At 67.7% G+C, this 12,697-nt stretch carries 9 protein-coding genes; 5 read left to right on the forward strand and 4 right to left on the reverse strand.

Translation table 11 applies throughout. The features are described from left to right. Positions 1–42 precede the first annotated feature (42 nt). A protein-coding gene (gene prfB, locus FWJ24_RS10370; protein WP_150287752.1) for a peptide chain release factor 2 occupies positions 43–1,171 on the forward strand; the annotation gives its coding sequence in 2 pieces (ribosomal slippage) (positions 43–111 and positions 113–1,171; 1,128 coding nt in all). An 83-nt stretch (positions 1,172–1,254) separates the two neighbouring features. Here prfB and FWJ24_RS10375 read toward each other — a convergent pair. Both FWJ24_RS10375 and FWJ24_RS10380 read right to left on the reverse strand, forming a co-directional pair. Then, positions 1,255–2,598 carry a M23 family metallopeptidase gene (locus FWJ24_RS10375; RefSeq protein ID WP_150287753.1) on the reverse strand — a complete coding sequence of 448 codons (1,344 nt, stop codon included), beginning with the start codon at positions 2,596–2,598 and terminating at the stop codon, positions 1,255–1,257. A 131-nt stretch (positions 2,599–2,729) separates the two neighbouring features. Next, the gene (locus FWJ24_RS10380; protein WP_150287754.1) at positions 2,730–3,206 is read right to left on the reverse strand and encodes a peroxiredoxin; all 477 of its coding nucleotides are present in this window, start codon (positions 3,204–3,206) and stop codon (positions 2,730–2,732) included. 286 nt (positions 3,207–3,492) lie between these two features. Here FWJ24_RS10380 and FWJ24_RS10385 point away from each other — a divergent pair, with 286 nt between their 5' ends. Beyond that, positions 3,493–6,822, forward strand: coding sequence for an AsmA-like C-terminal region-containing protein (locus FWJ24_RS10385; RefSeq protein WP_166443661.1), 3,330 nt, complete (start codon positions 3,493–3,495; stop codon positions 6,820–6,822). Between the two features lie 35 nt (positions 6,823–6,857). Here the strand turns inward: FWJ24_RS10385 and tyrS are convergent, their stop codons facing one another. Both tyrS and FWJ24_RS10395 read right to left on the reverse strand, forming a co-directional pair. Continuing rightward, complete coding sequence (gene tyrS / locus FWJ24_RS10390; protein WP_150287756.1) at positions 6,858–8,117, reverse strand: tyrosine--tRNA ligase; 1,260 nt, start codon at positions 8,115–8,117, stop codon at positions 6,858–6,860. Positions 8,118–8,235: 118 nt separating this feature from the next. Then, on the reverse strand, positions 8,236–8,886 hold the full coding sequence (locus FWJ24_RS10395) for an alpha/beta hydrolase (RefSeq protein WP_150287757.1): 651 nt from the start codon (positions 8,884–8,886) through the stop codon (positions 8,236–8,238). 232 nt (positions 8,887–9,118) lie between these two features. Between FWJ24_RS10395 and FWJ24_RS10400 the strand changes: the two genes are divergently transcribed. The 3 genes from FWJ24_RS10400 to sufC all read left to right on the forward strand — a co-directional run bounded on the left by FWJ24_RS10400 (position 9,119) and on the right by sufC (position 12,689). Then, a complete protein-coding gene (locus FWJ24_RS10400) occupies positions 9,119–10,282 on the forward strand; it encodes a cysteine desulfurase family protein (protein WP_150287758.1) in 1,164 nt (387 codons plus the stop codon). Between the two features lie 68 nt (positions 10,283–10,350). Continuing rightward, positions 10,351–11,820 carry a Fe-S cluster assembly protein SufB gene (gene sufB / locus FWJ24_RS10405; RefSeq protein ID WP_150287759.1) on the forward strand — a complete coding sequence of 490 codons (1,470 nt, stop codon included), beginning with the start codon at positions 10,351–10,353 and terminating at the stop codon, positions 11,818–11,820. A gap of 119 nt (positions 11,821–11,939) precedes the next feature. After that, a complete protein-coding gene (gene sufC, locus FWJ24_RS10410) occupies positions 11,940–12,689 on the forward strand; it encodes a Fe-S cluster assembly ATPase SufC (protein ID WP_150287760.1) in 750 nt (249 codons plus the stop codon). Positions 12,690–12,697 lie beyond the last annotated feature (8 nt).

The raw sequence follows: 12,697 nt of genomic DNA on the forward strand, positions 1-12,697 counted from the left end.
CGCTGCGCCCGGGGCGGCGTGGCCCATTTGCGGAAAGCGGGAATGCGCGCGGAAATCGAGACGATGGTCGATGCCATCAAGCAGTCTGTCGGGCTGCTGAGGAGGCATCTTTGACTGGGACAAGGCGCAGAAGCGCCTCGCGGAGCTGAATGCGCTCGTCGAGGCTCCGGACTTCTGGAACGATTCGGCCCAGGCGCAGAAGGTGATGCGCGAGCGGACCGACCTCGAATACAAGCTCAACGCCCTCCAGAAGCTCGAACGCGATCTCGAGGACGCGATTACCCTGATCGAGCTCGGCGAGGCCGAGGATGACGAGGCGACGATCGCCGAGGGCGAGGCGCAGATCCGCGCACTCGAGGCCGAGGCGCAGAAGCGGCAGATCGAGGCGCTGCTCTCGGGCGAGGCGGATTCCAACGATACCTATATCGAGGTGCATTCCGGCGCCGGCGGCACCGAGAGCCAGGATTGGGCCTCGATGCTGATGCGGATGTATATCCGCTGGGCCGAACGCTCGGGGTTCAAGGTCGAGGTCATGGAAATGTCGGACGGGGAGGAGGCAGGGATCAAATCCGCCACGCTCCTCGTCAAGGGCCGCAACGCCTATGGCTGGGCCAAGACCGAGGCGGGCGTGCACCGGCTGGTGCGCATCAGCCCCTACGATTCGAATGCGCGCCGGCACACCTCCTTCGCGAGCGTCACCGTCTATCCCGTGGTTGATGACGCGATCCAGGTCGACTTGAAAGAGAGCGATGTCCGCATCGATCTGATGCGCGCGCAGGGCGCCGGCGGGCAGAACGTCAACAAGGTCGAGAGCGCGGTGCGCCTCGTGCATATCCCGACCGGGATCATGGTGATGAGCCAGACCTCGCGCTCGCAGCACCAGAACCGCGAACTCGCCTGGAAGATGCTGCGTGCGCGGCTCTACGAACTCGAACTGAAAAAGCGCGAGGAAGCCGCCGCCGCCGAGCAGGCCAACAAGACCGATATCGGTTGGGGGCACCAGATCCGCTCCTACGTGCTCCAGCCTTATCAGCTCGTGAAGGATCTGCGCACGGGCGTGACCTCGGGCACGCCCTCCGAGGTGCTGGACGGCGATCTCAACCCCTTCATCGAGGCGGCACTCGCCCATCGCATCCATGGCGGGGACACAATCGTCGAGGATATCGATTGAATTGATGCCCTTAGGCGCGTGATCCGGGCTGGCCGCCCGGCGCGCATTCGCGCTTGCGGCCCTGGGGGCCAGAAGGGTTGCGGTCAGGGCGTATGGCCGGCGAGGAGCCGCTCGGCGCGCAGGAACCGCATCGGGTCCATCGCGTCGTCGTCGATGCGGACCTCGTAATGCAGGTGCGGGCCGGTCGAGCGGCCGGTCGAGCCGACCTGGCCGAGAACCGCGCCCTTCTCCACCGTCTCGCCCTCGCTGACGGCGATCGTCGAGAGATGGGCATAACGCGTCGAGATGCCGAAGCCGTGGTCGATCTCGACCATGCGGCCGTAGCCGCCATTATAGCCCGCCTCGATGACCGTGCCCCTGGCGGTGGCGCGGACCGGCGTGCCGGTCGGGGCGCGGAAATCGAGGCCGGAATGGAGCGCCGGGGTCCGGGTGAAGGGGTCAAGCCTCGTGCCGAAGCCGGAGGCGAGATCGTGCCGCCCCGCGAGCGGCGCGGCGACCGGCAAGGCCCGCACCATGCTGCGGCTGCGGATCAGCGCGTCGAGCGCGGTTTCGGCCTCTGCGAGCGTCAGTTCGAACCGGCCAGCCATCCCCGCGCCATGCGGCGGCGGCAGCAGGGGACCGCCGAGCCCAGCGGCTTCGGGTTTGACATCACGCAGTATCAGGTCGTCGAACGATGCCGGGCGGCGGATCGTCGGCGCGGCGCTCGCGCGGCCGAAGCGCGCCGGATCGAGCCCGAGTGCCGCGACCAGTTTTCGGCCCTGTTCGGCCTCGGCGGCGGCATTCTCACCGATCGCCTTCAGGCGATGGAGCTGCGATTGCTCCATGCGCCCGGAGCGGCGCTCGAGTTCGCCCACCACGCCTTCAAGCGGACCGCGGATCGGGGAGGCGGGGTTCTCGGCCCGAAGCGGCGCGACCGGTTCGAGCGGCTGGGGCTTGCGCTGCGGCATCGGCGCGAAGGAAAGGACCGAGCCCGGCGTGGCGACGGGCGCCGGCGCTGCGGCGGTTGCCGGCGGCAGGCCCGCTTTGTCGGCGCGCGCGTCGAGTTCGGCGACGATCACCTGCCGCGCCTCCAGCTCGGCTTGCCGCGCGACCAGCCCGGCGACGCGATCCTCGATCGAATCCTGGTTCATCACCTGCCTGGCCGAGATCCGGTCGATACGGGCGCGGAGATCGGCGATCCGGTCCTCATAGGCCTGCACGCTGCGGTTCTCGCCTGCCAGGATCGCGGCGACGATCTCGTCGCGCGCAAGGAGATAGGTGCAGGCCAGCGCGAACCAGAGCGCGAGCGCCGCGCTCAGCGCCAGGATCGCCAGCGAAAGGCCCCGGCCGAGTTCCACCGCGCGCGTGACGCCGCCTGTCCGGACGAGGAGGGCGAAGCGTGTTCCGGAATGGGCGAGCGGGTCCTGCGGAAGCGGTCGAATAATCATGGGACGCACGAATCCGGAAGCGGAAATCAGCTTCCCCCGATCATGGATCGTTAGGGTTAATGCCGGGCTAACCGGCAAATTCCGCTTGCAGCTTGCGCGGGGCGCGCTTCCGGCGCCCGCGCGCGGCGTCTTCAGAGCGCCTTCACCGCCGCCAGCACCTCCGCCGCGTGGCCGGGAACCTTGACCTTCGACCAGATCCGCGCGATGCGGCCGGCGGGGTCGATCAGCAGGGTCGTGCGTTCGACGCCCATGTATTTGCGGCCATACATGCTCTTCTCGACCCAGACGCCATAGGCCTGGAGCATGGTTTTTTCCTCGTCGGCGGCAAATGCGAGATCGAGCCCGTGCTTGGCCTTGAACTTGTCGTGGCTCCTGACGCTGTCCGGCGAGACGCCGAGGATGGCCGCGCCGGCTTCGGCGAAATCCGCGCGCAAGGCGTTGAACTCGATTGCTTCCTGCGTGCAGCCGGAGGTGTCGTCCTTCGGGTAGAAATAGAGCACCAGCGCCTTGCCGGCGAAATCCGCCAGCGAGAGGGTTCGGCCGCCATCGCCGGGCAGCGAGAAATCGGGGGCCTTGTCGCCCTGGGCGAGGCTCGGGGTCGCAGACATCGATCGGGTCTCCTGGTTCGCGCGGGCTGATCCGCCGCCGGCGCCTAGATGGTGCGGCGCGGCCGGTGCGGCGAGGGGGCGGTGATCGGGATCCGCGCTTTCGCGATCCATGATTTTGACGTCTTTGATGTGCATGAGCCGGGAACGCCGCCCCCGGCGGGCCGGTGACAGGTTTGCGGCGCGGTTCCGGCTGATAAGGAAGGAACGGGCGAGGCGACTCGCCGGCCGGAGTGAGGACTTGCAGCGCAACACCGAATCCCGTGCGCATGAGGGCGCCGACGCAGACATGGAACTGGGTCCGCTGCCCGGACGGCGGCGGATCGGGCTCGCCGGTCGCTGCGCGCTCGGCGCCGCGGCCCTTCTGCTCGCGCTCCTCGCTTCGGGCGCCTTCCTGATCTGGACCATCCAGAACGAGCGGAACTCGGCCTTCCTGCGCAACCAGTTCGTTGCGCTGCTCAGCGCCGGGCTCGGACCGGAGAACCGGTTCGCGCTCGATTCGGCCGGCCTCAAGCTTGCCGGCATCACGCCGACCTTCTCGATCGGCGGGCTTTCGATCCACAATCCCGAGACCGGCGCCGCCGCGGAGCTCGACAGGGCCGATGTCCGGCTGACGCGAGCCTCGGTGTTGCGGCTCGCGCCGGAAGCGAAATCGATCCGGTTCGAGGGGTTGCGGCTGGTGCTGCCCGGCAGGGCCGGCACCGCCGAGCCGCCGGGGGCGCGCGCAGCGATGGCCCTGCTGCGCGCGGTTCTGGCGGGGATTCACGGCGCGATCGCGGGGCAGGACCCGGCCTTCGCCGCGCTGACGACGATCGAGGGGCGCGACATCACGATCCTGCGCCGCGCGGAGGATGGCTCGATGGTGCTTGTCCGCAGCGGGCTGACGGCCAGTTTTACCCGCAAGGACGACGCCCATCTCGTCGCAAGCCTCGGCCGGCAGGGCGAGGCGGCGGCGGTCACGCTGGCCGCGCGCGCGGCGCCCTCCGCCGAGGGCGGCCGCGTCATCGAGCTGGAGAGCGGCGGGCTGACCGCCGCAACCCTGTTCCAGTTCCTCAGCGCCGTACCGGCGGGGATCGACCCCGCCCTGCGCCTCGTGGCGCGGGTGACGGCGCGGGTCGACGAGGCCAACCGCCCGCTCGACACGATGTTGACGCTGGTGGCGGCGGGAGGGCGGATCGTGCCGCCGGATCCCGACATGCTGCCCTTCGATCTCGACGAGGCGCGGATCGATCTGCGCCTCGCGCCGGACGAGGCGGATATGGTGATCGACCGCGCCGCGATCCGGTTCGGCGAGACCGAGATCGTCACGCGTGGCCGGCTCGGGCCGGGCGGAGACGGGGCGGAGGGGCTGAAGCTCGATCTCGTCGCCGAGCGGCTGGTTCTCGGGCGTTTGTCCCGTCAGGAGCCCCTTGTCACGCTGCCGGAGGCCCGGCTCGAGGGCCGGATCGCCCCGGACGGGCGGACCTTCGATCTCGACCGGCTGGCCTTCGGGGACGGCACGGGAAGCGGGCTGCTGTCCGGCCGGTTCTCGATGGCGGATGGCGGGCTCGTCGATCTGCGCTTCGAGGCCCAGGGCTTCGATCTGCGCCCGGCATTGCGGGTCTGGCCGATCTGGATCGCGCCGGCGGTGCGGACCTGGCTCGTCGATCGTGTCGAGGGCGGGCGCGTCGCGGCGCTCTCCGTCCAGTCGCGGCTTGCCGGCGAGAGCTTGCGGGCGGCGCAGGAGAAGCGGCCCATTCCCAACGATTCCCTGCGCCTCACCTACCGGCTCGAGGACGTGACGCTGAAGCCGCTCGACGATGCCCTGCCGGTCCGGGGGCTCGTCGCCGAGGGGCTCTCGACCGGGCGCCGGGCGGCGATCTCGCTGCTGGCCGGGCGGATCGAGCCGCGCCCCGGCGCCAGCGTGGAGATCCAGCGCAGCGAACTCGTCGTTGCCGATACCGCACAGCGCCCGGCGCTCCTGGAGATGAACCTGCCGCTCCGGGGGCATCTCGGCGCGTTCATGACCTATCTCTCCGCGCCCTCGCTGCGCAGCGTCACGGGTGTTCCGAGCGATATCGAGATCCGTTCGGGGCAGTTCGAGGGCAGGGCTGCGATCCGGCTGCCGCTGACGGCGCAAGCCGCTTCGAAGGATGTCCGGGTCGAGTTCCGGGCCGATCTCCGGCAGGTGGCGATCGACAATGTCGTCAAGGACGAACGGATCGAGGACGGCCAGTTCCAGCTCGTGAGCCGCAACGGCCAGATCCAGCTGCGCGGCGAGGCGAAGCTCTTCGGCACGACGCAGCAGATCGAGATCCGCGGCGAGGCCGGCAAAGCACCGCGCGCGGTGCTGAAATCGGTGCTCGACGAGGCCCAGCTCGCGCGCCGCGGCATCGAGGTGAAGCCGATCCTGTCCGGCCCGGTCGCGGCGACGGTGTCGCTCGATCTCGATGGCCGGCCGGCGCGGGATGTCGAGATCGAGCTGGATCTCGCGCGGGCGCGCGTCGAGGGCGGGTTGCCGGGGCTTTCGAAGCGGGCAGGGCAGCCGGGGCGGGTGAAGTTCGTGCTACAGACCCGGCAGGATCTGACGATCCTCGACCATCTCGATTTCGAGATGGGCGGGGTCTCGGCCAGGGGGCGGCTCGAATTCCAGCGCGGCGGGTTCCACCGCGCCGAATTCGCCGCCCTGAAGCTCTCTCCCGGTGACAATGTCCGCGTCACGGCGGAGCGCGTGAAGACGCTGACGAAGATCGTCGTTCGCGGCAATTCCTTCGACCTGCGCCCCTTTCTCAAGAGCCTCCAGGCCGGCCGGATCGAGGAGGCCAGGGGGCAGGCGGGCAAGGCCCAGGATGGCAAGAGCCAGGACGGCGCCGACCTCGATCTCGATCTCGAGACGACGGTGCTGGTCGGGTTCAACGGCGAGTTGATGAGCGGGGTGAGCGCCAGGGCGCAGAAGCGGCAGGGCCGGCTTGCGCAGCTCAACCTGCAGGGACGGTTCGGGGCGGCGCCGATCGCGGTCACCACGCTTGAGCAGCGCGCGGATGCGACCCGTCTCGGCGTCGAAGGCGGGGATGCCGGCTCGCTGTTCCGCTTCCTCGATCTTTACACGCGGGCCTATGGCGGGCGGATGAATGCCGATCTCACGATCGCGGCCGACCGGCAGACCGGCCTCGTTCAGGTGCGGGATTTCGACGTACGCGGCGAACCCGGCCTCAAGCAGGCCTCGGGTTCGGTGGCGGCGGCCCAGCCCGATCGTCAGTTCGTCGCCGGTTCGACGGGCGATGTCGTGCGGTTCGAGAAGCTGCGCGCCGAGTTCACGCGCCGGCCCGGCAGGCTCGACGTGCCCGAGGCGGTGATGTGGGGCGCCTCGATCGGCGGTTCGATCGAGGGCACGATCGATTACGCGCGCGACACGGTGAGCCTCAAGGGCGCCTTCGTGCCGGCCTATGCGCTCAACAATCTCTTCGCGCAGGTGCCGATCATCGGCCGCATTCTCGGCGGCGGGCAATATGAGGGCCTGTTTGCGGTGCCCTTCGTCATCACCGGCAAGGCCAGCGCGCCGGTGCTGCGGATCAACCCGGTGAGCGCCATCGCGCCGGGTTTCCTGCGCAAGTTCTTCGAGATCCAGCGCGAGAAATAGCCCGGCGCGGCCGTTCCGTTCGGCTCGCGGCCCGGTCAGACCGGGCGGATCAGCACATGCTTCTTCTTGCCGAAGGAGAGCTTGATCGCGCCGGCCTCCGTCGCGTCCGCCGCCGTGAGCACCCGGGCGGGATCGGTGACGACCCTGTCGTTGACGCGCAGCCCGCCGGCCTGCACCTGCCGGCGCGCCTCGCCGTTCGAGGCGACGAGCCCGGCCCGCACGAAGGCCGCGAGCACGCCAAGCCCGGTGGCAAGCTCCGCCGCCGGGACGTCGATCCCCGGCAGGTCGGATGCCGCGCGGCCCTCCTCGAAGGTCCGGCGCGCGGTCTCGGCGGCGGCTTCCGCGGCTTCGCGGCCATGCATCAGCGCCGTCGCCTCGGTCGCGAGCACCTTCTTCGCCTCGTTGATCTCGGCGCCGCCCAGCGCGGCGAGCCGCGCGATCTCGTCGAGCGGCAGGAAGGTGAAGAGCCGGAGGAAGCGGCCGACATCCGCATCCTCGGTGTTGCGCCAGAACTGCCAGTATTCGTAAGGGGAAAGCATGTCGGCATTGAGCCAGACCGCGCCTTGCGCCGTCTTGCCCATCTTGGCGCCGGAGGCGGTGGTGATGAGCGGGCAGGTGAGCGCGTAGAGCTGATGCGTGCCCATCCGCCGGCCGAGATCGATGCCGGTGACGATGTTGCCCCATTGATCGGAGCCGCCCATCTGCAGGTTGCAGCCGTGGCGGCGCGCCAGTTCGACGAAATCGTAGGATTGCAGCAGCATGTAGTTGAATTCGAGGAACGAGAATTCCTGCTCGCGCTCGAAGCGCTGGCGCACGGATTCCATCGTCATCATGCGATTGACCGAGAAATGCCGGCCGACATCGCGCAGGAAGGGCAGGTAAAGCAGCCTGGTCAGCCATTCCGCGTTGTCGATCATCCGCGCCTCGCCCGGCGCCTCGCCGAAGCGCAGGACCTTGGCGAACACCTCCCTGATGCCGGCCTTGTTGATCTCGATCTCGTCGAGCGAGAGCAGCTTGCGCGCCTCGTCCTTGAACGAGGGATCGCCGATCTGGGTCGTGCCGCCGCCCATCAGCGTGATCGGGGTGTTTCCGGTCCGCTGGAGCCAGGCCAGCATCATGATCGAGACCAGGCTGCCGATATGCAGCGAGCGCGCGGTGCAATCATAGCCGACATAGGCGACAATCTCGCGCTTGGCCGCCAGCGCATCGAGGCCGGCGAAATCCGAGCATTGATGCACGTAGCCGCGCTCGAACATGACGCGCAGGAACTCGGATTTCGGCGAAAAATCGGTCATGGTGGCACCGTTCAGGATCGTTTGGGGCTCGCTAAAGCAAGGCGGCGGAAATGGAAAGGGCGGCAAAAGAAAAGGGCGGCTCCTGGCCGCCCTGTTCCGTCCCGGAAGCGCGCGGGGCCTATTCCGCGACGATCCCGAGACGCCTGTCCAGATAGCTGCCGACCGTGCCCACGAGCTGATCGACCCTGTTCTCGAAGAAATGGTTCGCGCCCTCGATCACGGCATGGTCGAGCTTCACGCCCTTCTGCACCTTCACCTTGTCGATGACGGAAATCACCTCGTTCACCGGTGCGACGCGGTCCTTGTCGCCATGGACGAACAGCCCCGAGGAGGGGCAGGGCGCGAGGAAGGAGAAATCGTAGCGGTTCGCCATCGCCGCGATCGAGATGAAGCCCTCGATCTCCGGCCGGCGCATCAGGAGCTGCATGCCGATCCAGGCGCCGAAGGAGACGCCGGCGATCCAGCAGGAGCGTGCATCCGGGTTCACGGCCTGCATCCAGTCGAGCGCGGCGGCGGCATCGGAGAGTTCGCCCGAGCCATGGTCGAATGCGCCTTCCGAGCGGCCGACGCCGCGGAAATTGAACCGCAGGACCGAGAAGCCGCGCTCGTGAAAGGTGTAGAAAAGCTGGTAGACGATCTGGTTGTTCATCGTCCCGCCGAATTGCGGGTGCGGGTGCAGCACGATGGCGATCGGCGCGCCCTTCTTCTTGGCCGGCTGGTAGCGGCCTTCGAGACGGCCTTCGGGGCCGTTGAAAATGACCTCAGGCATGTATTCTTCCGTCTTCAGGCGCCCCGCCGCGCGAAGTTGACGGAAGATATCCGTCGGGCGGCTTGACGGGGCGCATGTGCCCGCTAAGTAATGTAGGTGGAACCGTTCTTAGAACAATTCTAAGAACGGTCTGCCTTCGGCGTCTCGCGGCGCCGATGGAGCAGGCGCGTTAGCATAGCGCCACGCGAATTGCGACGGTTTTCGTGGCCTCGGCCACAGCAACGGGATGACCATGCCAGGCGCGCGCGCCTATCTCGACTGGAACGCCTCGGCGCCGCTTCTTCCCGAAGCGCGGGCGGCGATGCTGGCCGCGCTGGACGAGGCCGGCAACCCGTCCTCGATCCATGCGGAAGGGCGGGCGGCGCGGGCGATCGTCGAGGCGGCGCGGGCCGAGGTCGCAGCTCTGGCTGGCGGGGAAGCGGAGAACGTGGTCTTCACCTCCGGCGCCACCGAGGCGATCAACGCCGTGCTGCGGCGGGGGCTCGGCGGCTGCTGCGGCCGCGACCTCGCCGTCGGCGAACGGGTGATCGTCGGCGCAACGGAGCATGCGGCGGTCTTCGCCGCCGCGGCGGCGGCGGAGATCGCACCGGTCGGGCCGGACGGGCTGATCGACCGCGCTGCTCTGGCGGCGCGGCTTGTCGAGGGGCCGCCGGCGCTCGTCATGATCCAGCTTGCGAACAACGAGACCGGCATCCGCCAGGATATCCCCGCGCTGGCGGGGATCGTCCACGCGGCCGGCGGTGCGCTGGTCGTCGATGCGGTGCAGGGGCCGGGGCGCATCGCGGGCCCGCTCGCCGCGGCGCTCGACGGCGCGGATGCCGTCATCCTTTCCGCGCATAAGTTTGGCGGGCCAAAGGGCGTCGGCGCCCTCATCTTCGCCGATCGCCGCACGCGGCTCGCCTCGGCGCTGATCGCCGGCGGCGGGCAGGAGCGGGGGCAGCGCGGCGGAACCGAGAATATTCCCGGCATCGCCGGCATGGGCGCGGCGGCCCGGGCGGTTCACGCGGCAGGTAAAGTGCCTGAGAGATTGATTCATCTCCGCGACACATTCGAGAATCATCTGAATCACATCGCGGCGGATGCTCTCATCGCGGGGCAAGGCGGGCCGCGCCTCGCCAATACGAGCCTGTTCGCGATTCCCGGCCTTTCCGCCGAGAAGGCGCTCATCGCCTTCGACCTGGCGGGCGTGGCGCTGTCTTCCGGCTCGGCCTGCTCGTCGGGCAAGGTGCGGGCGAGCCATGTGCTCCGCGCGATGGGTGCGGCGGAATGGGTGATCGAGGGCGCGCTGCGCGTCTCGATCGGCCCGGCGACGCGGGAAGAGGACCTCGAACGCTGCCTTGCCGTTTTGGCGCGGCAGCTTCGCGGACGCGGCAACCGGCCCCGGAGCGCGGCATGACCGCGCCTGGCCCGGACCTTCGAACGTGCATGCAGATCCCCGGCCCTTGAAACCGGAGAGGAGAGACGATGGCAGCGGTGAAAGAGACGGTCGAGACCGTCAAGACGATCGACGTCGACCAGTACAAATACGGCTTCGTCACCGAGATCGAGACGGAACTCGCGCCCAAGGGGCTGAGCGAGGATATCGTCCGCTTCATCTCGGCGAAGAAGGGCGAGCCGCAATGGCTGCTCGACTGGCGGCTGGAAGCCTTCCGCCGCTGGCAGACCATGACGGAGCCGACCTGGAGCCGCGTGCATTATCCGGCGATCGATTTCCAGGACCTGCATTATTATGCGGCGCCCAAAAGGACGCCGGGGCCGAAGAGCCTCGACGAGGTCGATCCCGAACTGCTCCGGACCTATGAGAAGCTTGGCATTCCCCTGCGCGAGCAGGAAATCCTCGCCGGCGTCGAGATCTCGAAGGTCGCGGTGGATGCGGTGTTCGATTCGGTCTCGGTCGTGACCACCTTCAAAGCAGAGCTGGCCAAGGTCGGCGTGATCTTCTGCGCGATCTCCGAAGCGGTCAGGGAGCATCCTGATCTCGTGCGGAAATATCTCGGCACGGTTGTACCGACCTCCGACAATTTCTACGCCACGCTCAACTCGGCGGTTTTCTCCGACGGGTCGTTCGTCTACATCCCGCCGGGCGTGAAATGCCCGATGGAGCTTTCGACCTATTTCCGCATCAACGAACAGAAGACCGGGCAGTTCGAGCGCACGCTGATCATCGCCGACAAGGGCGCCTATGTGAGCTATCTCGAAGGCTGCACCGCGCCCAAGCGCGACGAGAACCAGCTTCACGCCGCCGTGGTGGAACTCGTCGCGCTCGACGATGCCGAGATCAAGTATTCGACCGTCCAGAACTGGTATCCGGGCGACAGCGAGGGCAAGGGCGGGATCTACAATTTCGTGACCAAGCGCGGCGATTGCCGCGGCGCGCGCTCCAAGATCTCGTGGACGCAGGTCGAGACCGGCTCGGCGATCACCTGGAAATATCCGTCCTGCATCCTGCGCGGGGAAGGCTCCTCGGGTGAATTCTACTCGATCGCGATCTCGAACGGCCATCAGCAGGTCGATTCCGGCACCAAGATGATCCATCTGGGCAAGAACACGACCTCGAAGATCCTCGCCAAGGGCATCGCGGCTGGTCGCTCGGACAATACGTATCGCGGGCAGGTCTCGGCGCACCGGAAGGCGACCGGCGCGCGCAATTTCACCAATTGCGACAGCCTGCTCATCGGCGACAAATGCGGCGCGCACACGATTCCCTATATCGAGGCGAAGAACGCCTCGGCCGTGTTCGAGCACGAGGCGACCACCTCGAAGATCGCCGAGGACCAGCTCTTCTACTGCATGCAGCGGGGCCTCGACGAGGAGGAGGCGGTGGCGCTCATCGTCAACGGCTTCGTGAAGGACGTGCTCCAGCAATTGCCGATGGAATTCGCGGTGGAAGCGCAGAAGCTCATCGCCATCAGCCTCGAGGGGAGCGTGGGATAACGCTTCCCGATGCCCGGGCGCGGCCCGCGCTCCAGCTCTCGATTTGACCTTCTCCCGAAGACGTCGGCGCCCGGCACGGCCGGGCATGGCGGCGGAGGGACCGAAACCGGAAACACACCATGCTTAAAATCAACAATCTCCATGTCGAGATCGACGGCAAGAAGATCCTCAACGGCCTTACGCTTCATGTGAAGCCGGGCGAGGTCGCGGCGATCATGGGCCCGAACGGCTCGGGCAAGTCGACCCTCTCCTATGTCGTCGCCGGCAAGGAGGATTACACCGTCACCGACGGCGAGATCCTGCTCGACGGCGTGAACATCCTCGAGATGGAACCGAACGAGCGGGCGGCGGCGGGGCTGTTCCTCGCCTTCCAGTATCCGCTCGAAATTCCCGGCGTCGCCACCATGACCTTCCTCAAGGCGGCGATGAACGCCCAGCGTAAAAGCCGGGGCGAGGGCGAACTTTCTCCCGGCGATTTCATGAAGGCGGTGCGCGAGGCGGCGAAGGCGCTCGGCATCGACCCGGACATGTTGAAGCGCCCGCTCAATGTCGGCTTCTCGGGCGGCGAGAAGAAGCGCATGGAAATCCTCCAGATGGCGCTGCTCAGGCCGAAAATGGCGATCCTCGACGAGACCGATTCCGGCCTCGACATCGACGCGCTCCGAATCGTCGCCGAGGGCGTGAATGCCCAGCGCGATCCTCGCCACGGTTTCCTCGTCATCACCCATTACCAGCGCCTGCTCGATCATATCGTGCCGGATACGGTGCATGTGATGGCGAAGGGCCGGATCGTGAAATCCGGCGGGCCGGAGATCGCGCTCGAACTCGAGAAGCATGGCTATGCCGAATATGTCGGCGAGGCCGCGTGAGGGCATGG

The organism is Rhabdaerophilum calidifontis, assembly GCF_008641065.1.
GTDB lineage: Bacteria > Pseudomonadota > Alphaproteobacteria > Rhizobiales > Beijerinckiaceae > Rhabdaerophilum > Rhabdaerophilum calidifontis.